The organism is Natronococcus pandeyae, assembly GCF_008122205.1.
GTDB classification, from domain to species: Archaea; Halobacteriota; Halobacteria; order Halobacteriales; family Natrialbaceae; genus Natronococcus; species Natronococcus pandeyae.
In genome coordinates this window covers 358,171-384,792 of the sequence record NZ_PHNJ01000001.1, presented here as the reverse complement: position 1 = coordinate 384,792, position 26,622 = coordinate 358,171, and the positions used below count along the sequence as shown (strand labels likewise).

Genomic DNA, 26,622 nt, shown 5'->3' with positions numbered 1-26,622 from the left:
CTTACAGCCACTCCGGCGCGACGTGGTCGGCGGTCGCGTCGGTCTCGGGGAAGACGCACTCGACTTCCCCACCCTCCTGCCACTGAGTCATCGGGAAGTTCGAGATGTAGTCGTCCTCGTCGCGAGTTTCCTGGAGATCGTTCGGATATTCGGAATCCTCGTCGTACAGCGCCATATCGCCCGCCGCACCGGTGTGTTCGGTGCTGAGCATTGCGTCGACGATACCGTCGAGTTCGTTCTCGTAGTCGGCGGTGCCGGCGCTCTCGACGGCTTCCCTGTAGAAGTGGACCGCGTCGTAGGAGTTGAACCCCATGTACATGGGTTTGCTCGGCGGATCTTCGTCGGCGTGGCGGTCCTCGTATTCCTCGACGAACGGCATCGTCTGGTCGGTGAGTTCCGCGACACCGCCGGCTCCCGACTGGGACGTCGTCTCGTACAGACATGCCCCCTCGGTCGCGTCCCAGAACGCCGGCGACATGCCCGGGACGTTGATCCCCTCGACCGCGAACGGATACTCGTTGCTCTGCCACGTCGAGACGAACGCCGCGGAGTCGGCGTGAGCGATGAACCGGAAGACGGCGTCGGCGTCCGCGCTGTCCACGTCGTCGAGATACTGGGTGAAATCGTCGGTCTCGATTCCCATCGTATCTGTGTGAACGACGTCGAACCCCCGCTCTTCGATCTCGTCGGGGAGTCGATCCATGAACGGACCGGTCCAGGCGGCGTCGTCGGCCAGGATGGCGAACTCCTCCCAGCCGTGTTCGTCCGAGAGGAACTCGGCGTACTGGCCCATCCCCTCCGCCTGGAGGTCGGAGTTGATCGGTCCCGTTCGGAAGACGTTCTTGTACTGCTCGTAGTCCTGTCCGTGGAACTCCGTGATCGTGTCGGGATCGGCCGACCCGGTGATGAGGAACGGAACGTTCCGGTCGGCGACGAAGTCCATGACGCCCTGGGTCACCTCGCTGACGAACGTCCCCACCAGCAGATCGACGTTGTCCTCCTGGACCAGACTCTCGACGACCGCGGTCCCCTCGTCGACCTGTCCCTCCGTGTTCTCCGAGAGCAGTTCGACCTCCTGATCGAGGATCCCACCGTCGTCGTTTACCTCGTCGACGGCGATTTCGATGCTCCGTTCCGCCCCGAGTCCCATCTGGGATCGCGTCGGTGCCAGATGGCCGATTCGGAAGATATCGTCGTCTTCGCCGGCGATTCCCCCGAGACAGCCGGCGAGCGTCGTCGTTACTGCACCGACACCGGCAGCCCCGAGAAACGTTCTTCTTCTGACGAGTTCTTTACCAGCGTTTGTCATTTCTGCCCCCTTATTATCGTTGTTAGACATTGTGGACCACTATGTTAGCAACTCTGTTCCCCCAGTTCTGGTCCCGCTCTATTAAATATGCAGGTTGGTGACAACCGTCATACGGAGACGACCCTACCCCGTGAGATCGTTACGCGACGAACTCGCCGATCGACTCGCGATCGGTCGCGGAGTCGCGAAGGGCGTATCGACCCTCGTCGAACGTAACGACTCCTTCCTGTCGAAGATGGTCGAGGTGTGCGTACGCCTCGCCGGGCCCGTGAACGATGTGGATCCCCTCGAGGTCGCCGAAGAGGTGGGCGCTGACCGTCCAGGCGTCGGCCGGGCCGTGTTCCTCGAGCACGTCGAGGACGTTCTCGGTTCGCTCCCGGTGGTGCTCGAGGATCGTCTGCACGCGGTCGGTCGGTTCGTCGATCGGATCGCGGTGGCCGGGCCAGACGCGGTCGTAGTCCCGATCGAGGATCCGCTCCAGCGTCTCTGCGTACCGCTCCAGCGGTCGGTCGACCCTGAAGTCGGCCCCGCCGACGTTCGGAGTGTAGACCGGTAACACGGCGTCGCCGACGAACGCCTCCGTTCCGTCAGCGGCGTCACCTCCTCCACGCGTCTCCGGCCCACCGCCGATCTCGAAACAGCAGAGTCCGGCCGCGTGACCGGGCGCATGAAGGGTTTCGAGCGTCCTCCCGCCGACGTCGAGCACCGTGCCGTCCTCGATCGGCGTCGTCTCGGCTGGCTCGCCTTCGACGCTCTTCCCCATTTCGAGGAAGGAGAGCAGTTCGTCGCGTGCGTCGTCGGGAACGCCCCACTGCTCGAGCAGTTCCAGCCGCTGTTCCTCGACGGCGGCGACCGCGTCCGGATCCTGTTCGACGAGCGGCGCGTCGGCCTCGTGGACGTAAACCGTCGCGTCGCTTTCCCGCTGGATCTCGCCGGCGAGGCCCGCGTGGTCGACGTGGAAGTGCGTCAGGACGATGTCGTCGACGTCGGCAAACTCGTAGCCGCGCTCGGCCAGTCCCTCGCGAAGGTCCGCTCGGACGGCGTCGGTCGCGATCCCGGTGTCGACCAGCGCGAGTTCGTCCCGTTCCTCGTCAGCGAGTATGTAGGCATTGTTGCGCCCCTCGAACTCCTCGTTACCCAGCGAAATACGATCCATGTTACCCACGGACGTCGTGACCAGTCTTAATTCGGACGGTTGCGGAGAGGTGACACTGTTAACGTTTTCAGCAGACAGAGTAAACAGCGTTCGAAAGCGGCGCGTCTTCGGCTCCGGGAGAGCGAGTTAGCTCTCGAGTTCGGCCCGCAGCAGCTGGTTGACGTCGCCCGGGTCCGCGCTGCCGCCCGTCTTTTGCATCACCTGGCCGACGAGGAAGTTGATCGCGCCCTCGTCGCCCGACTCGTAGTCGTCGACCGCGTCGGGGTTCTCCTCGACCGCTTCGACGACGGCTTGCTGGACCTCGTCCTCGCCGGTCTTGCCCAGCCCCTCCTCCTCGACGATCTCGTCGGGCGCCTTCCCGTCGTCGAGCATCGATCGGAGGACGGTCTCGCGGGCGTTCTTCGCCGTAATCTCGCCCTCGGAGACGAGTTCGACGAGTCGCGTAACCTCCTCGAGTCGTCCCTCGATGTCCGTGATCTCCATGTCGCGGTAGTTGAGTTCGCCGAGCAGGTTGTCCGCGACCCACGTCGCGGCGAGGTCGGGGTCGAACTCGCCCGCGACGTTCTCGTAGAAGTCCGCGACCTGCTTGGTCGAGGTCAGCTTGGAGGCTGCCTCGTCGCTCAGGCCGTACTCGTCCTCGAACCGCTCGCGGCGCGCGGCGGGCAGCTCCGGAATCGAGATCTCGTCCTTCCAGCCCGAGACCCGGAGCGGCGGCAGGTCCGCCTCCTCGAAGTATCGGTAGTCTTTCTCCTCTTCCTTCGAGCGCATCGAGACCGTGATGCCCCGACTCTCGTCCCAGTGGCGGGTCTCCTGTTCGACCGCGCGGCCGCGCTGGATGGCGTTCTTCTGGCGAGTCTCCTCGTAGGCCAGGGCCTTCTCCGCGCCCTTGTGGCTCGAGATGTTCTTGACCTCCGTCCGGTTCGCGGCCGCGAGCGCCTCCGGGCCGATCTCGGTGACGTCGTCGCTCTCGATCTCCTCCTCGGGAATGATCGACAGGTTGGCGTCGATGCGCAGGCTGCCGTCGCGCTCGGCGTCGAAGACGCCCAGGTACTCGAGGACCTCCTCGAGTTCGGCCAGGAACGCCCGCACCTCGCCCGGACTGCGGAAGTCCGGCGCCGTGACGATCTCCATCAGCGGCGTGCCGGCGCGGTTGTAGTCGACGAGCGTGTAGTCGGCGGAGTCGATTCCGCCACCGCCGCCGACGTGCTGGAGGCTCCCGGGGTCCTCCTCTAAGTGCGCCCGCTCGATCGTCACCGACCGCCGCTCGCCCTCGACGGAAATCTCGAGGTCGCCGTCGGCGCAGATCGGCTCGTCGTACTGGGTGATCTGGAAGTTCTTGGGCAGGTCGGGGTAGTAGTAGTTCTTCCGGTGGAAGCGGGTTTCCTCCGGAATCTCGGCGTCGATCGCCTTGCCGATCTTGACCGCGGCCTCGACGGCGGCCTCGTTGAGGACGGGCAGGGCGCCCGGGAGGCCGAGACAGACCGGGCAGACGTTCTCGTTGGGCTCGTCGCTCTGTTCGGTCGAACAGCCACAGAAGATCTTCGTGTCGGTCTCCAGCTGGACGTGGACCTCGAGGCCGATGACGGTCACGAGGTCGCCCTGCTGGACGGTCTGGGCAGTCATTGGAGGCGATTCGGGCCCGTGGGGGTAAAACGTAACGGGACGGACCGAAGCAACCGCTGATCGCCGAGGCGTCGCGTTGCTGATGCGGGCGGCACCTACAACCTCATCTCGGTGGCGTGCGCTCGGGGGTCGCCGAGACGCAGCCGTGGCGTTCGAGGAGGGGTGAGAACAACCAGAGTCGAGGACGAGATCAGGATCACCCCCGTTTTGACGGAGATCTTACCGCCGCAAACGTCTTGGTGGCGCTGCTCAGCCTCTTTGCGTCAGGCCTGATCGTCCACCCTCTACGCATTCGGCGTCGAGACCTCCGTTCACGGCAGCGATCTCCTTGCCGTCGATACACGGATCACGCCGGAATCGGCGTTGCACTCACACTGAAGTTGAACCGTTCACCTCCTCCTCATCACCGGCGGGAAACCGCAAAAAGACGTGCGACGATCGGCGTCGTAGGCGCTGTAGACCCTCCTTCCAGCCGAATACGCAGATTACCGGGAGCTAGCACCGATTTCCCCTTACTGGTATGGCTTCGCTCTCTTTCCGTTCACGACCGAACGTCATACTGTAGACATGCATTCCGTTGACATGCTGGCGCCGATCTCCCGGCAGATCGTCCTCAAGACGCCAGAAACGCAGGCGGAGATCTTCGAATACGTCTTCGACGACACGCTGCTCGCGCTGTCGTTCGTGACCAACATCGCGCTCGCAGGGTTGACGATCCTGTTTATCGTCGCGATGGGCCGGGGCGTAACGGATCCGCGAGCCAACCTCATCCTCGTCGCGACGATGTTGATCTCGGTCGTCTCGATTTCGAGCTATACGGGCCTTACCTCCGGGCTCACGATAAGTTTCATCGAGATGCCTGCAGGCCACCCGCGGGCCGGCGAAGAGGTCCTGACCATGTGGGGGCGGTACCTCACCTGGACGTTCTCGACGCCGTTTATTCTCATCGTGCTCGGGTTGATCGCGGGATCGAACCTGACGAAGATCATGACGACCTGCGCGTTTACGATCGCGATGTGTGTGACCGGCCTGGCCGCCGCACTGACCACCTCCTCGATCGTCATGCGCTGGTGGTGGTTCGTGATCAGTTCGCTGTTCTTCCTCGTGATCGTCTACATCATCATGGTCGACTGGACGGCCGAAGCCGAGAAGACGGGGACCGCCGACCTGTTCAACACGCTGAAGATCCTCACCGTCGTCGGCTGGTTCGGGTACCCGATCCTGTGGGGGCTCGGCGTGGAAGGGATCGCCGTGCTCGACGTCGCGATCACCTCGTGGGGCTACAGTGTCCTCGACATCATCACGAAGTACATCGTCACCGGCCTGGTCGTGCTGTACGTCGTCAAAGAGCCCGATGCGATCACCGCTGGTTCCGACTACGGTTCGACCCGCAAGGCCGTCGTGGCCCCGAGTGACGACTAACTCGTACGGACAGCATCCAGATCTCGAATCCACCCCCGACCAACCGTGACCGGTATGACATGACTCGACCGTGGTACAACCCCTCGCCCGCGTTTCGGGCACCGAACCGAAGCACAGTACGATGACGCCTCCGCTCAGCTACCTCGAGTTCCACCTCGTCTTCACGCTGCCACCGATCGCACTCCTCGGCTGGCTTGCCGTTCGCCGCGATCGGGCGTGGTGGAACCGGGAAGCGCTTTCGGGGTTTGCCATCCTCGTTGCGCTGGCGGTCGTCTACACCACGCCGTGGACGAACGCCCTGATCCCCGAGGGCGTCTGGTGGTACGGCGACGGCGCTGTTCTGGCGACGGTCTGGCACACGCCGGTCGAGGAGTACCTCTTCTTCGTCCTCCAGACGATGCTGACGGCGTTCTGGCTGTTCCACCTGCTCGACGTCGCGGAGCTACCACTTCGGATCCCGACGAGCCACCGCGTCGTCGGCGTCCTCGCCGGCGCGGCGATCTGTCTCGCCGGCTGGCTCCTCCTCGGGACGACATCGACGTTCTACCTCGGCGCGATCCTGGTCTGGGCCGGCCCGGTTCTCGCGATCCAGTGGGGGTTCGGCCTCACGTACCTCGTCCGCGTTCGCCGGCGACTCTTCCTCGCGATCGCCGTCCCGACGCTGTACCTCTGGCTCGCCGACTGGGTCGCGATCTCGCTCGGCATCTGGATGATCTCCGAGACGCACACGATCGGCGTCGGGGTTGCCGGTCTGCCCCTCGAGGAGATGCTGTTCTTCCTGGTGACGAACGTCTTCATCGTCCAGGGGATCGTCCTCTACGTGTGGGTCCTCGACCGACTGGACGCTCCGGTGACGGTACAACACGTTCAGCGGGTCGTCGACCGACTCCTCTCCCGGTCAACCGATGGGTGAGTCGATGTCGACGGGGACAGCCGACGGCGCCCCGAACGCGATCGACGCGCGGACGACTGCCGCACGGCTCGCCGTTCTCGGCGGTGTGGCGACGCTTCTCCTCGGAGTGTCGATCACCGCCGTCGCCGGCACCCTTCCGCGGTCCGTCCAGTTTCTCTCGCTCGGGCTGAGCGTGCTCTTCCTCGGCGTCCCCCACGGTGCCGTCGACCACCTCGTGCTTCCGCGCGCACGGGACGCACCGGTCACGCACCGCGATCTGGCGCTGGTCGGCGGGATCTACCTGGTCGCGGGCGGACTCTACGCCGTCGTCTGGTGGCTCGCCCCCGCGGTCGCGTTCGCGGCGTTCATTCTGCTCACCCTCACTCACTGGGGGCAGGGCGACGTCTACGCGCTCGTCGCGCTCGTGGGTGCGGACCACCTCGAGACACGAGTCTCACGCACGTTGACGCTAATCGTCCGGGGTGGAATCCCGATGCTCGTTCCGCTACTCGCGTTTCCCGCCGAGTATGCGTTCGTCACGCGGGCCTTAGTCGGGCTGTTCGATCCCGCCGCTGCGACCGCACTCGAGTTCGCGTTCGAGCCCGAGGCTCGACTGGCCCTCGGAATCGGCTTCGCCACGCTGCTGGTCGCCTCGCTCGCGCTCGGCTACCGTGCGACCGACGACCACGGTCCCTGGCTGATCGACGCGGGCGAAACGCTCGGGCTCGTCGCGTACTTCGCGGTCGTCCCGCCGATCCTCGCGATCGGGCTGTACTTTCCGCTCTGGCACTCGCTGCGACACATCCTCCGGACGATGCTGCTCGACGGTCGGGCGACCGACCGGCTGGCACGGGGCCGATTGGGGCCCGCGTTCGGCCGGTTCGCCCGTGACGCCGCGCCGCTGACCGTCGGCGCCCTGCTCGTCTTCGCCGGGCTGGCGCTCGCGGTTCCGACGACGCCGGCGACGACGACGGATCTGCTCGGGCTCTACCTGGTCGGCATCGCGATCCTGACGCTCCCTCACGTCGTCGTCGTCACGCTGCTCGATCTCGAGGCGGGGATCTGGACGCCGAGGGGGTAGCTCGGTCGTGCCGAGGATGCCTATCGACCTTCCAGACCCGCGTCCGGACCGACAGCGACGACGTCAGAGTCGAACGGTTGGAGGATATCCTCGAACGTGGCGGTCAGTTCGTTGTCCGGGAAGAACCCGAGGATCCGGGCGGTTTCGTCGCCGGCGTTGTGGAGTCCGTGGGGTTCCAGCTCCGGGACGACTGCACACTGGCCAGCCTCGAGATCGATCGTCTCGTCGCCAATCGTCGCCTCGACGGCGCCGTCGATCACGACGAGCAGTTCCTCGTTGCTATCCCGGTGGGACGGGAGGGAGTTCCCCGGTTCGATCTCGATGCAGACGAGCATCAGCTCCTCGGCGCCGACGTCGCTCGCGTTCGGCGTTCCCGGAGACAGCGGGAAGTAGCCGCGAAGTCGGGCGCGCTCGTCGCCCTCCTGGTACGCGTCGGTCCCATCGAACTGGTAGAGGTCGACGGCTCGAGCAGCTCCGCGCTCGGGTTTCGGTGTTGTTGCCATGGCTCTCACCTGGGTGATTACGGGCCGATACGCGGCATTATAAAGACACCAACTCGGTGTAGACCGGCCTGAATCACGTTCTAGAACGCCCACTCGGGGCATAACCGTTTTTCACGCCGCCGGGAGAGTCCGCTCCAACGAACGAGCGGGGTAGAGAGTTTATTTGTGACCAGATCTTAGATGAGACAACGAATGTAGTTGATATTGTCACAGACTTCGTACTTTTCGTCAAAATATGTGGGTAGCGATAATCGGATTCACTCACCTTTATAATATAGTCTCCAGTTTTGAACAACTATGCCACGTGGTAACATCAAGGAGTACTGGTCACGATACCGTTCCGTCCCGATCGTCTATCGGATCGGTGCCGCGTTCGTCCTCGGTTCGATCCTCGGGTTAGTCGTCGGCGAACCCGCGACCGTGCTCGAGCCGCTCGGAGAGCTCTTCGTCCAGTTGCTAAGCATGATCGTCATTCCCATCATCGTCTTCACGCTGCTGATGGGGATCAGGCGGATCTCGCCGTCCACGCTCGGAAAAGTAGGCGGACAGATCCTCGCGCTGTACGCCATACTGTCCGGTATTGCGGTGTTTATCGGACTGGCGGTCGCGAACCTGATCAATCCGGGTCGGGGACTGACGCTGCAGGAGGACACGGAGTTCGACACGGAGGAGGCGCCCGACTTCCTCGACGTGGTCATGGGAATCGTCCCGGAGGAACCGATCGGGGCGATGGCCGAGGGCGACGTCCTCGCGACGATCTTCTTCGTCATCGTCTTCGGGATGGCGCTGTTGCTGCTCGCGGAGAACAGCGACGACGAGGCCGTCCAGTCGGGTGTGGAGTCGATCTTCAACATCGTCGAGGCCGGCACCGAGGCGATGTTCAAGATCGTCTGGGGCGTCATGGAGTACGGCGTCATCGGCGTCTTCGCGCTCATGGCCGCCGTCTTCGGCGAAGCCGGCGCCGGCGCGCTCGTCCCCTTCGCGCTGCTGATCGGGGCGCTGCTCGCCGCGGTCTTGATCCACATCACGGTCATCTATCTCGGCGGGCTGATCCTCCTGCTCACCCGGGAGTCGCCGATCGCCTTCCTCACCGGCTCGAAGGACGCGATCATCACCGCACTCTCGATCCGCTCCTCGAGCGGCACCCTGCCGGTGACGATGGCCAACGCCGACAACAACCTCAAGATCAACGAGGGGATCTACGGTTTCTCGCTCCCGCTCGGCGCGACCATCAATATGGACGGCACCGCGATGTACCAGGGCGTCGCTGCGATTTTCGCGGCGAACCTCGTCGGGGTCCAGCTCACGCTCGCCGAGCAGGTGACCGTCGTCCTCATCGCCGTCCTCGCGAGCATCGGTTCCGCCGGCGTCCCGGGGACCGGACTGATCATGCTGACGATGGTGCTCACCCAGCTCGGACTGCCCCTCGCGGTCGTCGGCTTCGTCGCCGGCGTCGACCCGATCCTCGACCGGCTGCGGACGATGACGAACGTGACCGGCGACCTCGCGGTCACCACGGTCGTCGCCCACTGGAACGACGGGATCGACTTCACGAGCGGCTCGTGGGCCGACCCGACGCACGGACTCGAGATCGGCGGCGAGAGCACGCCGGGCGACGACTGAGTTCCGAAACGCTTCGGAAGCTCGGTAATGATATTTTTGACGTGACGGGGGGCTTGAGAGACGTTCGAGCCACGACGAGGGTTTGTCCGGACGGCTGTTACGTACAGATGCGAACGGATCGATTCGAACCGTGTGTGATGACGAGAGTCGTAGCGTGATGACCGAGAGGCAGATTCACTCATCGTGGCAACGTGGAACTTTCACGCCCTCCCAGCCGATTCGCTCAGTCACTGCGTTCCCTCGCTCATCCACCGGAAGACGCGTAGCGTCTTCCGAGCCATTCGCTCACGGTGTTCGCAACGACCTCGCACAACGTCAGGCGACGGTGAGTGATTACCGAACCGTCGCCAGGCGCACGCCACCGCAACACGACGCAGTCGGCTCGGATGAGACGTGGCTCGTCCGACCTGAACGCGACCGGTAGTGATCGGCAGATAGAAGCGTTTCGTCGGGGCCGACTACCGCGCGTCCTCGAGTTCTTCGAGCGCCTCGGGGTTCTCGATGCTGCTCATGTCGCCGAGGTCCTCGCCCGTGTAGGTGGCCTCGATGGCCCGTCGGATGATCTTCCCCGACTGGGTCTTGGGGAACTCGTCGACGAACAGCACCTCGCGCGGGCGGAACGGTTTGCCGAGTTCCTCGCCGACCTGGCCTCGCAGTTCGTCGCGGAGGTCGTCGCTCTCCTCGACGCCGTCCTCGAGAATCACGTACGTAACGACCGCGGTACCGGTCGTGTCGTCCGGAGCGCCGATCGCCGCGGCCTGGTTGACCGCCTCGTGGTCGATCAGCGCGCCCTCAACTTCGGCGGGACCGACCTTGCGGCCGGCGACGTTCAGCGCGTCGTCGGCGCGGCCGTGGAGGAACCAGAAGCCGTCGTCGTCCTTCTGGGCCCAGTCGCCGTGGTTCCACATGTCCTCGAACGTCGACCAGTACTCGTTCAGGTAGCGCTCGTCGCCCGACCAGAGCGATTTGGTCATCGACGGACAGGAGTCTCTGGCGACGAGATAGCCGCGCTCGTTGTCTTCCTTGACGGAGTTCCCCTCGCGGTCGACGATGTCGATGTCCATCCCGAGACCGGGACCGCCGAGCGTACACGGCTTGAGGGGTTCGGTCGGCATCGGCATCAGGAAACAGCCACAGATCTCCGTCCCGCCGGAGATGTTGATGATCGGCGCCTCGCCGCCGCCGACGTTCTCGTAGAACCAGCGCCAGGATTCGGGGTCCCAGGGCTCGCCCGTCGAACCGAGCAGCCGGAGCGAGGAGAGGTCGTGGCCCTCGAGCCAGTCGTCACCGTGCTTGCGCAGCGCGCGGATGGCGGTCGGCGAGATGCCGAACTGCGTGAGCTTGTGCCGGTCGATCATCTCCCAGAAGCGATCCGGTTCGGGGTAGTCCGGCGCACCCTCGTACATGAAGACGGTGCCGCCGAAGCTGTGGGTCCCGATCAGCGTCCACGGTCCCATCATCCAGCCGATATCGGAGACCCAGAAGAACCGGTCGGAGGGCTCGAGATCCATCCCGAAGTAGACCTCCTTCGCACACTGGACCTGGACGCCCGCGTGGGTGTGGACGATCCCCTTCGGTTTGCCGGTGGTGCCCGACGAGTACAGCAGCATCGACTCCTGGCTCGAGTCGAGCGACTTGCTGTCGTAGGCGTCGTCGGCCGTCTCGACGGCATCGGCCCACCACTCGTCGCGGTCGTCGGTCCAGGGGATCTCGTGTTCGCTCTTCTGCTCGCGGGTCGCTTCGCTCCCCAATCGATCGAAAACGATCGTCTCCTCGACGTACCCCGCCTCCTCGATCGCCTCGTCCGCTGCGCCCTTCAGGTAGACCGGGTCGCCGCGGCGGTAGAAGCCGTCGCCCGTAAACAGCACCGAGCACTCGGCGTCCGCGATCCGGGTCGCGGCCGCGTCGACGCCGAAGCCGGAGAAGATCGGCACTGCGATCGCGCCGACCTTGAAACAGCCATAGAGGATGGAGACGACCTCGGGGACCATCGGCATGTAGAGGCCTACCGTGTCGCCCGTCTCGATGCCGCGGGCCTCGAGCGCGTTGGCGACCTGGTTCGACTGGCGGTGGAGTTCGTGGTAGGTGATCTCCCGGATCTCGCCGTCCTCGCCCTCCCAGATGGTCGCGACCTTGTTTCGGCGCTCCTCGTCGACGGCAGCGTGGCGATCCGCGGCGTTGTGGGCGATGTTGAGTTCGCCGCCGGGGTACCAGTCGGTGAACTGCGGCCCCTCGCTGTCGTCTCGTACCTCGTCGTACTCCTCGTAGAACTCGAGGTCGAGGTAGTCGACCAGTTCGTCCCAGAACCAGTCGACGCCGCTCTCGGGAACGCCCTCGAGCTCCGTCGTGGTGCGCTCGATGAGTTCCTCGTAGTCGTCGATCCCGTACTCCTGCATGAACTCGTAGACGTTGGTGGACTCGACGAACTCCTCGCTCGGTTCGTGAACCACTTCGTCGACATCCTCGAGGCTGGTGTTTCCTGCCATCGTTACTCTCACTCGTAGGTAAGCGTCACGCCCCCATCAAACAACAGGTCGCCGCCGTCGAGGTGGCGGCCGAGGTCGGAGAAGCCGAGCAGGAAGAGGTTCCCGACGTCGATCGGCTCCATCATCTCCTTGACGCGGGACTGGCCGAGCATCACGTCTTCGACCACCTCCTGGACGCTGATTCCGCGCTGTTCGGCGGTGTCCCGAAGTTGATCCGTCACGAGCGGCGTCTTCACGTAACCCGTACTCACGGAGAACGCCCGAATCTTCCCGTCACCCTCGGCGGCGATCGACTGGGTGAGTCCGCGCAGGCCGAACTTCGAGACGTTGTAGGCGACCTTGTCGCTCGTGACGTAGTGGGCGTGGATCGACGCCATGTTTCCGACGCAGCCCTCGCCGTCCTCGGTCTCCCGGAAGTGTGGGATACACAGCTTCGAGAGGTACAGCGGCGCTCGAAGCATCACCTCGTGCATTCGATCGTAGGCCTCCATCGGGAACTCCTCGATCGAGTCGATGTGTTGCATCCCCGCGACGTTCGCGAGGTACTTGAGGTCGCCCAACTCGGCCGTCTCGGCGACGATTCGCTCGATGTCGTCGTCGACCGTCAGATCGCCTGGAATCGGCTCGATTCGTCCGTCGAGGTCGAGTTCCTCGCCCCGGGCAACCGTTTCGTCGAGGCCGTCCTCGTCCAGATCCGTGATGGCGACGGTGAGACCGTTCCCCGCGGCCGCGAGTGCGGTCGCCCGGCCGATGCCGGAGGCGCCGCCCGTGACGAGACAGACGTTCCGTTCCGTAAAGGAGTCGTCCGCGATCGTGTGGATGTCCTCGCTCGTGACAGTCGGTGGAGTCACTTGATCCTGAGACATAGCGCTTACAGCTCTTACGAGGCTCGGAACACGCTAAAACGAGTCTGTTAACATATCAACGACGCTCGAACGGGCCGCGAAACCCCGAACCGAGAATGCTAACAGTTAATAGCCCTATTATGGTATAATCTGTCGTGATATGATCGATCTCGATATCGACATGCGGCAGTACGACTGCCCGTTCATCGATACCACCGACGACGTCGATATCGCCTTCTCCGCCGTGCAGTGGCAACTCGATACGGACGCCGAGAAACTCGAGACGAGGCTCATCGCGAAGGGGGATTCGATGGGGGAACTCGAGGAGGGGCTGCGCGCACTTCGGACACACCCGAACATGACGGACTGTTACATCCTCTCGAAACGGGATAACGTCGCGCAGATCGGGACGACGATCGAACAGACGAACGCGATGCAGACGATTCAGCAAAACGACGGCTACATCACCGGTCCGTTCCAGATCGAGAACGGCCGGGAGCGGTGGCACGTCGGCTTCGACGACGACGAGGCCGAGGATCGAACGCTCGCGCAGCTCGACCGCCACAACGATTACGAGGTCGAGGACCGCGACCAGTTCGGGACGTCCACGCTGTTCGACCTGCTCGAGAACTCGAACAGCGCGATGCAACTACTCGAGGGATGTCGCTCCCTGACGGAGACCGAGCGGGAAACCTTCGAGGTGGCCTCACAGAACGGCTACTACGAGACGCCGCGGGAGACGACGCTCGACGAACTGGCGGGCCACTTCGGCATCTCGAAGACGGCGGTCTCGATGAACCTGCGACGCAGTGAGCGAAAGATCCTGAAGGCGGCGCTGACGGCGCTGGAGGGGATGAACGACCTCGATGAGCTCTGACTGACTGACTGTCGATCACTCTCCGCCGCCCTGCATCAGCATCTGGATCTCCTCGTCCTCGGCGAGTACCTCGGGGTCGCCGCTATCGACGATCTCGCCGCGTTCGATCACGTACATCCGGTCGACGATGTCGGGGACGTGACTCGCGTTCGACTCCGCGATCAGCACCGAGATATCCCGTTTGATGATCTCGTGGAGGTACGATTTGAGGTTCTCGACGACGACCGGCGCGAGCCCCTCGAGCGGTTCGTCGAGGAGCAACAGATCGGGCTGGAGCGCGAGCGCCCGGCCGATCGCAGTCATCTTTCCCTGGCCGCCGCTCAGGTTCTGGACTTCGGCGTTTCGCCGTCCCTCGAGTTCGGTGAACAGGTCGAAGATATCTTCGACGAGGGCGTCCTCGTCGTCGATACCGCGGGCCCGTCCCGAGGTCCAGATCGGGAGTCGGAAGTTCTCCTCGACGGTCATCCCGGTAAAGAGGTCCCGGTTCTCCGGCTGGTAGCCGATGCCGCGCTTGGGAATCAGTTCGGACCGGAGATCGAGCAGTTCCTCGCCGTCGAAGCGGACCGAGCCGTTTGCGACCGGCGTCAGCCCCATGATCGACCGGAACGTCGAGGTTTTCCCCGCACCGTTGCGGCCGACGAGCGCGACCGCTTCACCCTCTCGCACCTCGAGGTCGATGCCGTGAGTGACCTCGAACCCCTGGACGACCGCCGAGAGGTTCGAGACCTCGAGCAGCGGGTCGCCGGCGGTCGCTTCGCGATCGACGGCGGCGTCGCGCTGGCTCATTCGTCCACCCCCAACAGGACCTGTCGGAGCTCCGGATCGTTCTCGAGCAGGTCGGGGTCTCCCTCCCGGAAGACGCGCCCCTCGTGGAGGACGACGAGCCGATCCGCGTAGTTTTTGACGAGATCCATATCGTGTTCGATGGTCACCGTCGTCACCTCCTCTGCGTCGCTGGCTTCGACGATCGTCTCGATGACGTACTCCTTCTCCCGGGTCGCGACGCCGGAGGTCGGTTCGTCGAGCAGGAGGTAGCGCGGATCGAGCGCGAACGCCATCGCCACGTCGAGCAGTTTCCGGTCGCCGTGAGGCAGCGTCTCGGCCACCTCGTCCGCGATATCCTCGAGTCGGAACCGCGCCAGGAGATCGTCGACGTCCCCCTCGACTTCGGCGTGACCGTCGTCGAGTGTCCGCATACTCAGGGTCTTGTCGTACCGGGAGAGAGCCGCAGTACGAACGTTTTCCCGGACGGTCATCTCCTCGAAGACGTGGACGATCTGGAAACTCCTGACCAGTCCCGCCTCGACCCGGTCCTCGGGAGCCATCCCGGTAATGTCCTCTTCGACGGTCGTGCCGTTCTCCTCGGTGTGAACGACGACCGAACCCCTGTCGGGCTCGAACAACCCGGTGAGCAGGTTGACGAGCGTCGTCTTTCCGGCGCCGTTCGGGCCGACGATGAACACCATCTCGCCGGGCGTCTCGCCGAACGCCAGGGAGACGTCGTCGGTGGCGCGGAGCTCTCCAAATTCCTTCCGTAAGTTGCGGGCTTCGAGCATGTTAGTTCACCCCGAATACGATGATTCGAACGGTCGTTATCGCACGATCCACGGCTCGCCGCATGGCGGCGGCGATGCCACGGATATCCTCCCGGACGAGCCCGGGATCGTGCCGTCGGTGCGCGAGCGCCGCGCCGATCGACGGCAGCGAGCCGACGATCCCCTTCGGCATGAAGAAGACGATAGCGAGCAGGACGAGGCCGGTCAGCGCGTGGTAGTAGGTGACCCAGAACCGCGCCGCCTCGAGCAGGTAGACGAGGACGATGCCGCCAATGAGCGGCCCGACGAGTGTGGTGAACCCGCCGAGAATCGCCATGAAGAGGATCTCACCGGAGACGAACACGTACAGCGTCGGCTCCGGCTGGACGTGAAGACGAAGCAGTGCGTAGACGCCGCCGGCGAACGCCCCGTAGAGTCCGGAGATAGTAAACGAGATCCAGACGTAGCGCTCGACTGGAATGCCGATGAACCGCGCTCGCGTCCTGTCCTGGCCGATCGCGTCGAGCGCGCGCCCGAACGGCGAGTTGATGAGCTTCCACATGCCGAGCAGCATGACGAGCAAGAGCACGATCGTCGTGTAGTAGAGGACGAGATTGTAGCCGAGCGTCGTCCACTCGAGGCCGAACAGCGACGGTCTGTCGCCGCCGATCCGAACCTGGAGTCCGTCGTTGTAGTTGAAGAAGCCGCTGCGGAACACGGTCGCGAACATCACCTGGTTGAACGCGAGCGTGAGCAACGCGAAGTAGATGTCCACGTAGCCCGCGACGAAGTAGCCGATGATGATCGCGACCAGCGTGCCGATCAGGACGGCTCCGAGCAACAACAACAGCCCCTCCGAGACGTCGTAGTGAGCGGCCAACACGGCGACGCCGTACGCCCCGGAGCCGAAGAAGGCCGCGTGGCCGAACGAGACCAGTTCGGTGTGGCGCAAGAGCAGGTTCAGTCCGACGGCAGCGATACCGAAGAGGATGCCCCTGAACAGCCGCTCCCACGAGAGTCCGACGAGACCGCTGAAGAACGGCAGCCCGAACAGGAGCACGATGCCGACGAGTACGAGGACCGCCTGCACCGGCGTCAGACCGAGCCCCCGGGTCAACGGAACGCGGACGATGGATTCCCCGTTCCGCTCCTCGACGAAGGGGATCCGGCTCATTCGATCTCACCCCACGTTCCGTAGAGACCTTCCGGTTTGAACAACAGGATGATCAGCATCACTGCAAACGGCGCGGCCAGTTCGACTGGCGGGTAGAGCCAGATCGCCCACCGGCTGATGACGCCGACGATGAGCGCGCCGACGAACGCCCCTTTGAGGCTTCCCAGTCCGCCGATGACGATGATAACGAACGAGAGCACCAGCGGGTCGAGCCCCATCTCGAGGAACGCGGTCCCTGGCCCGATGCTGACCATCGCACCGCCGAAGCCGGCGAAAAACGCGCCCATCGCGAACACGAGCGTGAACGTCCGATCCGTGCTCACACCGATCGCCGTCGCCATGTCGCGGTTGATCGCGGTCGCGCGGACGATCCGCCCGGTCTTCGATCGGTCGAAGAACCAGACGAGCCAGCCGAAGACGGCCAGTCCGACGAGCATCACGATGACGTTGTAGCTGGGGTAGCCAAAGCCGACGAGTTCCGTCGTCGGAATCCTGTTGAGCGTGCCGTAGACGCCAGGATCTACCGGCGTCTGTCCCCAGCCGAACTTCATCACGTCGATGAATATCAACAGCAATGCGTACGTCAACAGGAGCTGATAGACCTCGTCTCGCTCGTAGATCGGCCTGACGAACACCGACTCGACGACCGCACCGACCGGAAGCAGGATCGCCGCGGCGGCGAGCGACGCGGCCAGGACGACGATCCCGAAGACGATCGCCGACACCGTTCCGGTCGGACTCGCGACGAGGCCGGTGGCGAACCCGACGACCGAGAACACGAGAAACGCACCGAGGGCGTAGAGTTCGCCGTGAGCGAGGTTCAGGATCCCCAGGACGCCGAAGATGATCGTCAGCCCTGCCGCGATCATAAACAGAATAAAGCCGTAGTAGAGCCCGTTGAGCGTGTGCGTGACGAACGATTCGATCATCGGTGACCCTCACTGTCGGGCAGTCCACCCCGGTTCTGGTTCGATGATGTCGAATGCATTGCTCTCTGTACCGTCAGTCCCAGTCGGCGATCCAGTCCCGCGATGTCTGTCCCTGTGGCGGTGACACGTTCTTCGGATCGTAGACGTTGACGTCCTCGAGAATCGCCGCGTCCAGGTCGTCCGACCAGGTGAGTTCGCCGAAGTGTGCGTTCGAGTAGCCCTGGTGATCCGGACCCATGGTGTGATAGCCCGCCGGCGTGTAGAAGCCATGATTGACGAGGATATCAGCGAGTTGCTCCTGTTCGGGCCATCCGCCCAGGATCCTGACCGCCTTTTCGGCGGCCGTCGCCCACGCCGTCACCGCGCCGTAGCCGCTCATGAAGTGTGCGGTCGGAACGACGTCGTACTCCTCCTGGACCTCCTCGAACAGCTCCCGGCCGGGATCCCACCGATCGACGCTCGGCTGGTCCCAGTAGAAGTTGCGCGACCCGGACCGGATGGGTCCGTCGACGAGCGCCTCGCTCAGATCGTTCGCGGAGCCGTACAGCACCGGGCCGACCAGGAGTTCGATGTTGTCGAACATCCCTGCACCGTGGCCCTGCTCGAGCAAGAGCGTCGCGTCGCCGCCCCAGGCGCTCGAGAAGAGGACGTCCGGCTCCGCGCTGTTGACCTCCTCGATGTGGGTCGACATGTCGTCGGTTCCGAGATCCGGGAACCCTTCGTACACCAGCTCCGCGTCGGCCAGTTGCTCGATGCCGGCCGAGAAGAGCTCCTGTTCGTCGAAACCGAACGCGTACCCCGGATTGATCCCCGCGTACGTCTCGATCTCGTCGGCTCCGAGCAGTTCGGTCGCTTCGACGGCCGCCGCGAGCGCCTCCATCACGTCGTGGTTCTGGAACCGGAACGAGTACTGGTTGTCCTCCGGCGGGTGATCCTCCTCGTACAGCGTCGTCACCGTTCCGTCGGTCGCGACGTTGATGACCCCCTGATCGTTCACTTCCGGTACCATCGCCTCGTGGTTTCCACTCGAGATTGGGCCGAACGTGACGTCCATGCCGGCCTCGACGAACTCCTGATAGTTCTCGAGAGCCTCCTCACCCTCCTCGACTACGGTAAGATCGATCTGTCTGCCGGCGATCCCGTCGTTTTCGTTGATGCGCCGGACGGCGGTTTCGGCACCGTACTCGGCCTGAACGCCGAGCACTGCCGGTGCACCCTCGAGAAACGTCTGGAGTCCCGCCTCGATGGGTTCGTCCGGAACCTCTGCCTCCTCGAGCGGATCCTCCTCGTCTTCCAGTAACTCCCCACAGCCGGCGAGTGCAACGGCGATCGCCGATCCACCGACCGCTTTCAGCACCGTTCGCCTCTCCATTCCCCCTGATTCCGATTCTGCAGTTGAGTCGGACATCATTGTTAGCTCGCTCGCCATCCCTTGGTACGAGACAGCATATCAAATAGCGAGGTGTGCACATGTTAATGCATTCGCCCCTAATGAGGCATAAACGTCGCATATCATCCTATAATAGACTATGAATAAAACATATACTGCAGTAAAATCACCCAAACACAGTTAATTGACTGCTATCCGCTCGGTAACACGTCGTTGCTCGAGGAGAAGCGGGACTGAGCCATACCAGGCTGCCGTCCCGTCGACGGGGAGCCGAGAGACGGTGCACCGAGAAGGTACCAGAACTGTTAGTTGTGTCTGACGTACGTTTATGTGCTCGCATGAGTCCCTAGAGTATATGTCGAAAAACCGCGTCGAGCAGCTCGAATCGACCGTTGCGGAACTCGAGTCGACAGTAGAGGGACTTACGAGCGAACTTATCGAGGCCAAGGAACGAATTCGCGTCCTCGAGGCCGAGCTCGACACGGACACGCCGACTCGCGTTCCCGAGCGACGGAGCGGCGAGGTGGACGCAAGCGAGGAAGAGACGCCGGAAGCGGCACCTGACGAGGTCGCCGAGGCGACGGCCGACGCCGATGCGGACGAGCCTGCGACCGGTGACGAAACGGAAGACTCAGGTACCGACGACATTATCGTCGCATAACTGCACGGCTACGCCGCAGTTCGGTTCGCGGCGGGGGCGAATGGAGGACTCGAGAAGGGTATGTACATCAAGGCGATCGTTTTAGACAACTTCAAGAGCTTCGGCCGAAAGACCAAGATCCCGTTCTACGAGGACTTCACCGTCGTTACCGGGCCAAACGGCTCCGGAAAGTCGAACATTATCGACGCCGTCCTCTTCGCGCTGGGTCTCGCCCGAACGCGAGGGATCCGCGCGGAGAAGCTGACCGATCTCATCTACAATCCCGGTCACGAAGACAGTTCCACGTCCAGCGGCCCGCGCGAGGCGGTCGTCGAGGTCATTCTCGACAACTCCGACGAGACCCTCGAGCGGTCCCAGGTGATCAACGCCGCTGGCAGCGAGGACGTCGGCGACGTCGACGAAATCCGCATTCGACGGCGGGTCAAGGAGACCGAGGACAACTACTACTCCTACTACTACCTGAACGACCGGGCGGTCAATCTCTCCGACATCCAGGATCTGCTCGCACAGGCCGGCGTCACCCCGGAAGGGTACAACGTCGTCATGCAGGGCGACGTCACCGAGATCATCAACATGACTCCCCATGCTCGTCGGGAGATCATCGACGAAATCGCCGGCGTTGCGGAGTTCGACGCGAAGAAGGAGGACGCCTTCGAGGAACTCGAGGTCGTCCAGGAGCGGATCGACGAGGCTGAACTCCGCATCGAGGAGAAACGCGACCGACTCACCCAGCTCGAGGACGAGCGCCGGGAGGCGCTGCGATACCGGCGGTTGCGCCGCGAGAAGGAGGAGTACGAGGGATACAAGAAGGCGAGCGAACTCGAGGAGAAGCGCGAGGAACTCGACGCGCTCGAGGAGACCGTCAGAGAGTTCGAAGCGGAACTCGAGGAGCTTCAGCGCACCCTGGACGAACGCCAGGGGACGGTCATCCGCCTGCAGGAGGATCTCGAGGATTTAAACGCCGAGATCGAGCGCAAGGGTGAGGACGAACAGCTCCGGATCAAAAGCGAGATCGAGGAGATCAAAGGCGACATCTCGCGACTCGAGGACAAGATCGAGGCCAGCGAGGAGCAGATCGAGGGCGCCGAGTCCGACCGCCGCGAGGCGTTCGTCCAGATCGACCGCAAGCAGGAACAGATCGACGACCTCGCGGACGAGATCCGCGACCACAAACTCGAGAAGGCGTCGATCAAGACCGAGATCCAGGAACGCGAGGCCGAACGCAACGAACTCGAGGCCGAGATCGAGGCCGTCGACACCGAGTTCGACGAGCTAAAAGCCGACCTCGCCGACCGCAAGGACGATCTGGAGGAGGCCAAAACCGAGAAGAACGACCTCCAGCGCGAGCAGGACCGGCTGCTCGACGAGGCCCGACGGCGCTCGAACGCCATCAGCGAGAAAGAGCAGACGATCGAGCAAAAACGAGAGGAAATCCCCGAACTCGAGAGCAAGAAGGGCGAACTCGAGCGGGAACTGCAGAAGGCGGAGACGAACCGCGAGAACATCGCGAGCGTCGTCGACGACCTGAAGGCGGAGAAGCGACGCGTCCAGTCGGAACTCGACGAACTCGACGACGAGATCCAGGCGAAACAACAGGAGTACGCCGAACTCGAGGCCAAAGCCGGGGAGAGCGGCGACTCCTCGTTCGGTCGCGCGGTCACGACGATCCTCAACGCAGGGATCAACGGCGTTCACGGCGCGGTCGCCCAGCTCGGAACGGTCTCGGGCGAGTACGCGGTCGCCTGCGAGACGGCCGCGGGCGGGCGGCTCGCGAACGTGGTCGTCGACGACGACGTCGTCGGCCAGCAGTGTATCGAGCACCTGAAATCGCGCAACGCGGGCCGGGCGACGTTCCTCCCGATGACCGACATGAACGAGCGTCGGCTACCGAACGCGCCGACCGATCCCGGCGTCGTCGGCTTCGCGTACGACCTCGTCGACTTCGACGAGCAGTACGCCGGCATCTTCTCGTACGTCCTCGGTGACACCCTGGTCGTCGAGGACATCGAGACCGCCCGCTCGTACATGGGTGACTACCGGATGGTCACGCTCGACGGCGACTTAGTCGAGAAGAGCGGCGCGATGACCGGCGGTTCCCGAAAAGGCTCTCGATACTCCTTCACCGGCGGCGGCGAGGGACAGCTCGAGCGCGTCGCGAAACAGATCACCGATCTGCAGGAGGAACGCGAGTCGCTGCGCGACGACCTCCGGGACGTCGAGGATCGGCTCGACGACGCCCGCGACCGGAAGACCGACGCGGCCGACGAGGTGCGGTCGATCGAGAGCGAAATCGAGAAACTCGAGGACGGGCACGAGACGATCGAGAGCGAAATCGACGATCTCGAGGCCGAACTCGAGGAACTCCGCGACGAGCGCGAGTCCGTCGACGAGCGGATGACCGAGATCTCCGGGGAGATCGAGGAGCGGACGGCGGTGATCGAGGAGATCGAGGCCGACATCGACGAGCTCGAGACGGAGCTCGCGGACTCGAAGATCCCCGAACTCACCGCCCAGATCGAGGACCTCGAGGACGAGATCGACGATCGGGAGGCCCAGATCGGCGAGATCGACGGCGAACTCAACGAGCTGAGCCTCGAGAAGGAGTACGCCGAGGACGCTATCGAGGAGCTTCACGACGATATTGAGGACGCCCAGAACCGAAAGGCGGAGCACGAAGACCGGATCGTCGAGTACGAGGAGACGATCGCCGAGAAGCGCGAGACCCTCGAGGCGAAACACGAGGCGGTCGAGGAACTCGAGACCGAACTCGCCGAACTGAAAGACGAGCGAAGCGACCTGAAGGAGGAGCTCTCCGATGCCCGGACGAAGCGTGACCAGCAACAGGACCGGGTCAACGCCGTCGAGAGCAAGCTCGAGGATAGGCGGAGCCGACTCGGCGACCTCGAGTGGGAGATCGAGAGCCTCGAGGCGGAGGTCGGCGACTACGATCCGGAGAACGTGCCGGACCACGACACCGTCCTCGAGATGATCGATCTCCTGGCCGCCGACATGGAGGCGATGGAGCCGGTGAACATGCTCGCGATCGACGAGTACGACGAGGTCCGCGACGATCTCTCAGAGCTCGAAGACGGGAAGGCCACCCTGGTCGAGGAGGCCGACGGCATCCGCGAGCGGATCGAGCAGTACGAGACCCAGAAGAAACGGACGTTCATGAACTCGTACGACGAGATTGCTGCCCAGTTTACGGAGATCTTCGAGAAACTCTCGGAGGGGACCGGTTCCCTCCACCTCGAGGATCAGGAGGATCCGTTCGAGGGCGGGCTGACGATGAAGGCTCAGCCGGGCGACAAGCCGATCCAGCGCCTCGACGCGATGTCGGGCGGCGAGAAGTCGCTGACCGCGCTGGCCTTCATTTTCGCGATCCAGCGGCACAACCCGGCGCCGTTCTACGCGCTCGACGAGGTCGACGCCTTCCTCGACGCCGTCAACGCAGAACGGATCGGCCAGATGGTCGACGAACTCTCCGAGAAGGCGCAGTTCGTCGTGGTTTCTCACCGCTCGGCGATGCTCGACCGCTCCGAGCGCGCTATCGGGGTCACGATGCAACAGGACAACGTGAGCGCGGTGACGGGGATCGACCTGAGCGAGGGTGAGGGTGAAGAGGTGCTGGCTGATGACTAGCGAGGACCCCGAGGAGTCGGAGACGACGAAGGGGTCCTCGGTAGAAGCGAGCGGTGAAGCCGCGAGCAGCGGAGGGTTCGAGGAGTCGGAGACGACGAAGGGGTCCTCGGTAGAAGCGAGCGGTGAAGCCGCGAGCAGCGGAGGGTTCGAGGAGTCAGAGACGACAAACGGGTCCTCGAGAGAAGCGAGCGGTGAAGCCGCGGACGGAGAGCGCCCGCGAGCGGATCGGAAGGCAGCGGCGACACGGAACCGCTCACGTCCACCGATCCGGACCGACGGCGGTGACGATATCCCGCTGAACATCGCCGGACACGACGACCGCGACCCGCCGGATGAGGACGGCGGCTCGGTGCTCGAGTTCACCGACAGCGAGGCCGACCTGGATGAGTCCGAAGACGACGACGAGGTCGAACCCGTCGAACTCCTCGTCCAGCTCGCCAAGGACGGCGAGATCGATCCGTGGGATATCGACATCGTCGCGGTGACCGACAAGTTCCTCGAGGCGCTCGACGACGCCGACCTGCGGACGTCCGGGCGAGCGCTGTTCTACGCGAGCGTCCTGTTGCGGATGAAAAGCGACGAACTGTTCGCACCGGACGAACCCGACGAGGAGGAACTCCCGCCCTGGGAGGCCCCGTTCGCGGACGACAGAGCCGTGGACGATCCCGAGGGGGAGCCGGCGTTCGACCCGGTCGAGGGTCTCGAGGCGGAGATGGAGCGACGACTCGAGCGCAAGCACGCTCGCGGCAAGCCCGAGACGCTGGACGAACTGGTGCGCGATCTTCGCGATGCGGAGCGCGACACCTGGTGGAAGGACTCCCGAAGCTACGATACGAGCGACTCCCCTCAGGGGTACGACCGCGGCGTTCAGGAACTGAGCTACCACTCGGGCGACGACTTTCGGGTAGACGACGAACCGACCAGCGACGACGTCACGCACACGACTCACGAGGAGGATATCGACCGCGTCATCGAAGACGTCGAGACGGAACTCGAGTCGCGGTACGAACGGGGACGCGAAGAGGTCCTGTACGCCGAGATCGACGAGATCGGCGGCTCACGCGTGATGACGTATCTCGCACTCCTGTTCCTGTCACACCGTGGAGCGATCGTACTCGAGCAGGACGAACTGTTCGGTGATCTCTGGATTCAGCGGACGACTGCCGATACGGATCCCTCCGAAGCGGTCGCAAACTATAGTAACGACTGAAACGATTCACTCACTGATCGCACAGCTGTCGTGCGATCGGGTGTGCATTGACTTTCAGTGGCTACTATAACGCGAGGTCGGCACGGAGAACGGACGATCGGCTGCAGATAGCTTCACGAGTGAGATTTCGGCGAGACTCGACACCGTCGACACCGTCGGTTACTGGAGAGACAGGCTGTTGGCTGATTCGACGAACTGCGGCAGATTCGTGACGAGAGTGATCAGTGCGAACAGCGCGGTAATGATCGCTCCGAGCACCAGTCCGGGGATCGTGAGGACACCGGCGACGGATGCGAGCAGCAGACTCGCACTCGCGGCGACTGCGGTCGCGTAGTACTCTTTGACCGTGGGACCGCTGGATGCCTGGGATTCCAGACTCGAGGCACCGTCTTCGGTCGCCTTGATGTAGGGTTCGAACGTATCCAGTTGCTCCGTCGGACGGACGATTCCGCGCGGCTGGTTGTACTCGATCACTCCTTCTTCGTCGAGTTTCGGCAGGTGCGACTGGTACAGCGGGATGTAGACGCGCTGTCGCTCCGTCGAGGACAGTTTCGCGACGGTCGTCTCGTTCTCGCGAGCGGCGACGTACTCCGCAACGTCGCGCATCTTGACGGGGCCGTCCTCCTCGAGGAGGTATCGAATCGTGTCCCGCCGGCGGTTCGTCTGAAGAATATGGAAGATTTCGTCGCTGGAGAGTGTCGGCATCTCCTCGGACGCTGCCTCGGGGGCGGGCTCGTCCGATGAGTGGGCTGAACGGTCAATTTTGGGGGTCATACTCTGCACTCGATAATGCAGTCTATAGATACATAAAACTTTCCGTGAGAATCTGAATTTTTGAATATATCAGGACAAACAGTAATCTACTGCCCTAATAATAGGTGTAAAACTGCATGATTGTCAGATTTCCCGCGTCTGCCGACCGGGCCGACCGTTCGGCGGTCGAGGCGGACTGACGATCTGAGCGTGGGCGGGTTATCTCGCACTCGAACAAAAGAAAGAAAGAGGCATAGGGGTTGTTCCAACGATATTTGGTATGGTAGAGAGTCACTACAATAACGTAGGTGGTCCATAACAGGCTCGTCTCCCCCGAAACGGCGAACTCGAGGCTTCAGCGAGGGCGGTTAGAACTCAGTACGGTATGGATACGACTCTCGTAGCCGGTCGATAACACGCGAATTTTCCGCGAGAAACTGTTCCGGGAGGCAAACGATCCGACGACGAACCGCCGACGCGGTCTTTTGCTCCTCTATCGCTAGTCGAGATAGCTACCGGCCAACAGGTCGACCCGCTCGCGGGTCTCCGACGGAATGGCATCGGTCGGCGTGTTGATCGTTCCCTCGAGCGCGCTCCAGGCCTCGCTTTCGAAGTCCTCGGGCATCGTCCGAATCGCGTGTTCGATCACCGCGTTGATCGACTCCTGGTTGGCTTCGGCGTTCTCGAGTACCTCTTCGAGACTCACTTCGCTGTCGTCCTTCCAGACGTCGTAGTCGGTGACGCCGGCGACAGTCGCGTAGCTCAGTTCGGCCTCGCGGGCGAGTTTCGCTTCCGGGATAGTCGTCATGCCGACGATGTCCCACCCCTGTTCGCGATAGAACTCGCTTTCGGCTTTCGTCGAGTACTGGGGGCCCTCGATGCAGACGTAGGTGCCGTCCTCCGAGACGTCGGCGTCGGTCGCCTCGCGTGCGGATTCCGCGAGGTGGCCGACCATCTCGGGACAGTACGGCTGGGCGAAGCTCATGTGGACGACCATCCCCTCGCCGAAGAACGTCGGCGTGCGGTGTTTCGTCCGGTCGTAGATCTGGTCCGGTACGACGAGCGTCCGCGGGGGCAACTCCTCTCGGAGGCTGCCGACGGCGTTGGTCGAGATCACGCGATCGACTCCGACGGACTTCAGCGCGTAGATGTTCGCCCGGTAGCCCGCCCCCGTCGGCGTGTGCTGGTGGTCCTCGCCGTGTCGTGGGAGGAACGCGACCTCTTTCCCCCCGAGTTCGCCGAGGGTGACGTCCTCGCTCGGTTCCCCGTACGGGGTCGAGACCGACTTCGTCGAGACGTTCTCGAGTGGCAGTGCCTCGTAAATACCGCTTCCGCCGATGACGCCGATGGTCATGCACACACCTCGCGCGGGCGGGGACGTAAACGATACGGGTTCGGTGCGGTTCGGGTCGGGTTCGGTGCGGTTCGGGTTCGATGCGGTTTCCGCTGGATCGTCCGTCCGCCGAGACCGACCGATCGATACGGGACGTGGTATCACTCTCCACGAGTGT

Annotated in this window: 21 protein-coding genes; 8 read left to right on the top strand and 13 right to left on the bottom strand. The window is 63.5% G+C overall.

Annotated features, from left to right (window positions below; translation table 11 throughout):
* Position 1 precedes the first annotated feature (1 nt).
* From CV102_RS01950 to gatB, 3 genes are all read right to left on the bottom strand, one after another.
* Positions 2-1,309 (bottom strand): ABC transporter substrate-binding protein, encoded by a 1,308-nt coding sequence (locus CV102_RS01950; protein WP_148856156.1) that lies wholly within the window; start codon positions 1,307-1,309, stop codon positions 2-4.
* Positions 1,310-1,448: 139 nt separating this feature from the next.
* On the bottom strand, positions 1,449-2,465 hold the full coding sequence (locus CV102_RS01945; RefSeq protein WP_148856155.1) for an MBL fold metallo-hydrolase: 1,017 nt from the start codon (positions 2,463-2,465) through the stop codon (positions 1,449-1,451).
* A 126-nt stretch (positions 2,466-2,591) separates the two neighbouring features.
* Complete coding sequence (gatB, locus tag CV102_RS01940) at positions 2,592-4,088, bottom strand: Asp-tRNA(Asn)/Glu-tRNA(Gln) amidotransferase subunit GatB (protein ID WP_148856154.1); 1,497 nt, start codon at positions 4,086-4,088, stop codon at positions 2,592-2,594.
* A gap of 567 nt (positions 4,089-4,655) precedes the next feature.
* Between gatB and CV102_RS01935 the strand changes: the two genes are divergently transcribed.
* The 3 genes from CV102_RS01935 to CV102_RS01925 all read left to right on the top strand — a co-directional run bounded on the left by CV102_RS01935 (position 4,656) and on the right by CV102_RS01925 (position 7,483).
* The gene (locus CV102_RS01935) at positions 4,656-5,510 is read left to right on the top strand and encodes a bacteriorhodopsin (protein ID WP_148856153.1); all 855 of its coding nucleotides are present in this window, start codon (positions 4,656-4,658) and stop codon (positions 5,508-5,510) included.
* 121 nt (positions 5,511-5,631) lie between these two features.
* Entirely contained in the window at positions 5,632-6,423 is a 792-nt protein-coding gene (locus tag CV102_RS01930) for a lycopene cyclase domain-containing protein (protein ID WP_148856152.1), read from the top strand.
* 4 nt (positions 6,424-6,427) lie between these two features.
* Positions 6,428-7,483, top strand: a complete 1,056-nt coding sequence (locus CV102_RS01925; protein WP_148856151.1) for a Brp/Blh family beta-carotene 15,15'-dioxygenase — start codon at positions 6,428-6,430, stop codon at positions 7,481-7,483.
* A 20-nt stretch (positions 7,484-7,503) separates the two neighbouring features.
* On the opposite strand, the gene CV102_RS01920 is transcribed toward CV102_RS01925, so the two are convergent.
* Positions 7,504-7,986 (bottom strand): cupin domain-containing protein, encoded by a 483-nt coding sequence (locus CV102_RS01920; protein WP_148856150.1) that lies wholly within the window; start codon positions 7,984-7,986, stop codon positions 7,504-7,506.
* 297 nt (positions 7,987-8,283) lie between these two features.
* Between CV102_RS01920 and CV102_RS01915 the strand changes: the two genes are divergently transcribed.
* Positions 8,284-9,609 carry a dicarboxylate/amino acid:cation symporter gene (locus CV102_RS01915; RefSeq protein ID WP_148856149.1) on the top strand — a complete coding sequence of 442 codons (1,326 nt, stop codon included), beginning with the start codon at positions 8,284-8,286 and terminating at the stop codon, positions 9,607-9,609.
* 458 nt (positions 9,610-10,067) lie between these two features.
* Here the strand turns inward: CV102_RS01915 and CV102_RS01910 are convergent, their stop codons facing one another.
* Together CV102_RS01910 and CV102_RS01905 are read right to left on the bottom strand one after the other, a co-directional pair.
* Positions 10,068-12,095, bottom strand: coding sequence for an AMP-binding protein (locus CV102_RS01910; protein WP_148856148.1), 2,028 nt, complete (start codon positions 12,093-12,095; stop codon positions 10,068-10,070).
* Between the two features lie 8 nt (positions 12,096-12,103).
* Positions 12,104-12,961: an SDR family oxidoreductase gene (locus CV102_RS01905; protein ID WP_148856147.1), complete on the bottom strand. Its 858-nt coding sequence runs from the start codon at positions 12,959-12,961 to the stop codon at positions 12,104-12,106.
* A gap of 139 nt (positions 12,962-13,100) precedes the next feature.
* Here CV102_RS01905 and CV102_RS01900 point away from each other — a divergent pair, with 139 nt between their 5' ends.
* A complete protein-coding gene (locus CV102_RS01900) occupies positions 13,101-13,817 on the top strand; it encodes a helix-turn-helix domain-containing protein (protein WP_148856146.1) in 717 nt (238 codons plus the stop codon).
* A gap of 15 nt (positions 13,818-13,832) precedes the next feature.
* Here the strand turns inward: CV102_RS01900 and CV102_RS01895 are convergent, their stop codons facing one another.
* The 5 genes from CV102_RS01895 to CV102_RS01875 form a co-directional block, all read right to left on the bottom strand.
* Positions 13,833-14,603, bottom strand: coding sequence for an ABC transporter ATP-binding protein (locus CV102_RS01895; protein ID WP_148856145.1), 771 nt, complete (start codon positions 14,601-14,603; stop codon positions 13,833-13,835).
* Positions 14,600-15,373, bottom strand: a complete 774-nt coding sequence (locus tag CV102_RS01890) for an ABC transporter ATP-binding protein (protein ID WP_148856144.1) — start codon at positions 15,371-15,373, stop codon at positions 14,600-14,602. The genes CV102_RS01895 and CV102_RS01890 overlap by 4 nt, the downstream gene beginning before the upstream one ends.
* Before the next feature lies 1 nt (position 15,374).
* The gene (locus CV102_RS01885) at positions 15,375-16,526 is read right to left on the bottom strand and encodes a branched-chain amino acid ABC transporter permease (protein WP_148856143.1); all 1,152 of its coding nucleotides are present in this window, start codon (positions 16,524-16,526) and stop codon (positions 15,375-15,377) included.
* On the bottom strand, positions 16,523-17,455 hold the full coding sequence (locus CV102_RS01880; protein WP_148856142.1) for a branched-chain amino acid ABC transporter permease: 933 nt from the start codon (positions 17,453-17,455) through the stop codon (positions 16,523-16,525). Before CV102_RS01880 ends, CV102_RS01885 begins: the two co-directional genes overlap by 4 nt.
* 73 nt (positions 17,456-17,528) lie before the next feature.
* Positions 17,529-18,863 (bottom strand): ABC transporter substrate-binding protein, encoded by a 1,335-nt coding sequence (locus CV102_RS01875; RefSeq protein WP_233710613.1) that lies wholly within the window; start codon positions 18,861-18,863, stop codon positions 17,529-17,531.
* Positions 18,864-19,200: 337 nt separating this feature from the next.
* On the opposite strand from CV102_RS01875, the gene CV102_RS01870 reads away from it, so the two are divergent.
* The 3 genes from CV102_RS01870 to CV102_RS01860 are packed head-to-tail and all read left to right on the top strand — an operon-like array spanning position 19,201 to position 24,358.
* A complete protein-coding gene (locus tag CV102_RS01870; protein WP_148856141.1) occupies positions 19,201-19,506 on the top strand; it encodes a DUF7518 family protein in 306 nt (101 codons plus the stop codon).
* Positions 19,507-19,566: 60 nt separating this feature from the next.
* A complete protein-coding gene (gene smc / locus CV102_RS01865; RefSeq protein ID WP_148856140.1) occupies positions 19,567-23,148 on the top strand; it encodes a chromosome segregation protein SMC in 3,582 nt (1,193 codons plus the stop codon).
* On the top strand, positions 23,141-24,358 hold the full coding sequence (locus CV102_RS01860; RefSeq protein WP_148856139.1) for a segregation and condensation protein A: 1,218 nt from the start codon (positions 23,141-23,143) through the stop codon (positions 24,356-24,358). The genes smc and CV102_RS01860 overlap by 8 nt, the downstream gene beginning before the upstream one ends.
* Before the next feature lie 159 nt (positions 24,359-24,517).
* On the opposite strand, the gene CV102_RS01855 is transcribed toward CV102_RS01860, so the two are convergent.
* Together CV102_RS01855 and mtnP are read right to left on the bottom strand one after the other, a co-directional pair.
* The gene (locus CV102_RS01855; RefSeq protein WP_148856138.1) at positions 24,518-25,132 is read right to left on the bottom strand and encodes a DUF7344 domain-containing protein; all 615 of its coding nucleotides are present in this window, start codon (positions 25,130-25,132) and stop codon (positions 24,518-24,520) included.
* Positions 25,133-25,610: 478 nt separating this feature from the next.
* The gene (mtnP, locus tag CV102_RS01850; RefSeq protein ID WP_148856137.1) at positions 25,611-26,465 is read right to left on the bottom strand and encodes an S-methyl-5'-thioadenosine phosphorylase; all 855 of its coding nucleotides are present in this window, start codon (positions 26,463-26,465) and stop codon (positions 25,611-25,613) included.
* Positions 26,466-26,622 lie beyond the last annotated feature (157 nt).

Coding starts and splice junctions, on each gene's coding strand:
- CV102_RS01950 (WP_148856156.1), bottom strand. CDS start 1,309: ATGACAAACGCTGGTAAAGAACTCGTCAGAAGAAGAACGTTTCTCGGG.
- CV102_RS01945 (WP_148856155.1), bottom strand. CDS start 2,465: ATGGATCGTATTTCGCTGGGTAACGAGGAGTTCGAGGGGCGCAACAAT.
- gatB (WP_148856154.1), bottom strand. CDS start 4,088: ATGACTGCCCAGACCGTCCAGCAGGGCGACCTCGTGACCGTCATCGGC.
- CV102_RS01935 (WP_148856153.1), top strand. CDS start 4,656: ATGCATTCCGTTGACATGCTGGCGCCGATCTCCCGGCAGATCGTCCTC.
- CV102_RS01930 (WP_148856152.1), top strand. CDS start 5,632: ATGACGCCTCCGCTCAGCTACCTCGAGTTCCACCTCGTCTTCACGCTG.
- CV102_RS01925 (WP_148856151.1), top strand. CDS start 6,428: ATGTCGACGGGGACAGCCGACGGCGCCCCGAACGCGATCGACGCGCGG.
- CV102_RS01920 (WP_148856150.1), bottom strand. CDS start 7,986: ATGGCAACAACACCGAAACCCGAGCGCGGAGCTGCTCGAGCCGTCGAC.
- CV102_RS01915 (WP_148856149.1), top strand. CDS start 8,284: ATGCCACGTGGTAACATCAAGGAGTACTGGTCACGATACCGTTCCGTC.
- CV102_RS01910 (WP_148856148.1), bottom strand. CDS start 12,095: ATGGCAGGAAACACCAGCCTCGAGGATGTCGACGAAGTGGTTCACGAA.
- CV102_RS01905 (WP_148856147.1), bottom strand. CDS start 12,961: ATGTCTCAGGATCAAGTGACTCCACCGACTGTCACGAGCGAGGACATC.
- CV102_RS01900 (WP_148856146.1), top strand. CDS start 13,101: ATGATCGATCTCGATATCGACATGCGGCAGTACGACTGCCCGTTCATC.
- CV102_RS01895 (WP_148856145.1), bottom strand. CDS start 14,603: ATGAGCCAGCGCGACGCCGCCGTCGATCGCGAAGCGACCGCCGGCGAC.
- CV102_RS01890 (WP_148856144.1), bottom strand. CDS start 15,373: ATGCTCGAAGCCCGCAACTTACGGAAGGAATTTGGAGAGCTCCGCGCC.
- CV102_RS01885 (WP_148856143.1), bottom strand. CDS start 16,526: ATGAGCCGGATCCCCTTCGTCGAGGAGCGGAACGGGGAATCCATCGTC.
- CV102_RS01880 (WP_148856142.1), bottom strand. CDS start 17,455: ATGATCGAATCGTTCGTCACGCACACGCTCAACGGGCTCTACTACGGC.
- CV102_RS01875 (WP_233710613.1), bottom strand. CDS start 18,863: ATGTCCGACTCAACTGCAGAATCGGAATCAGGGGGAATGGAGAGGCGA.
- CV102_RS01870 (WP_148856141.1), top strand. CDS start 19,201: ATGTCGAAAAACCGCGTCGAGCAGCTCGAATCGACCGTTGCGGAACTC.
- smc (WP_148856140.1), top strand. CDS start 19,567: ATGTACATCAAGGCGATCGTTTTAGACAACTTCAAGAGCTTCGGCCGA.
- CV102_RS01860 (WP_148856139.1), top strand. CDS start 23,141: ATGACTAGCGAGGACCCCGAGGAGTCGGAGACGACGAAGGGGTCCTCG.
- CV102_RS01855 (WP_148856138.1), bottom strand. CDS start 25,132: ATGACCCCCAAAATTGACCGTTCAGCCCACTCATCGGACGAGCCCGCC.
- mtnP (WP_148856137.1), bottom strand. CDS start 26,465: ATGACCATCGGCGTCATCGGCGGAAGCGGTATTTACGAGGCACTGCCA.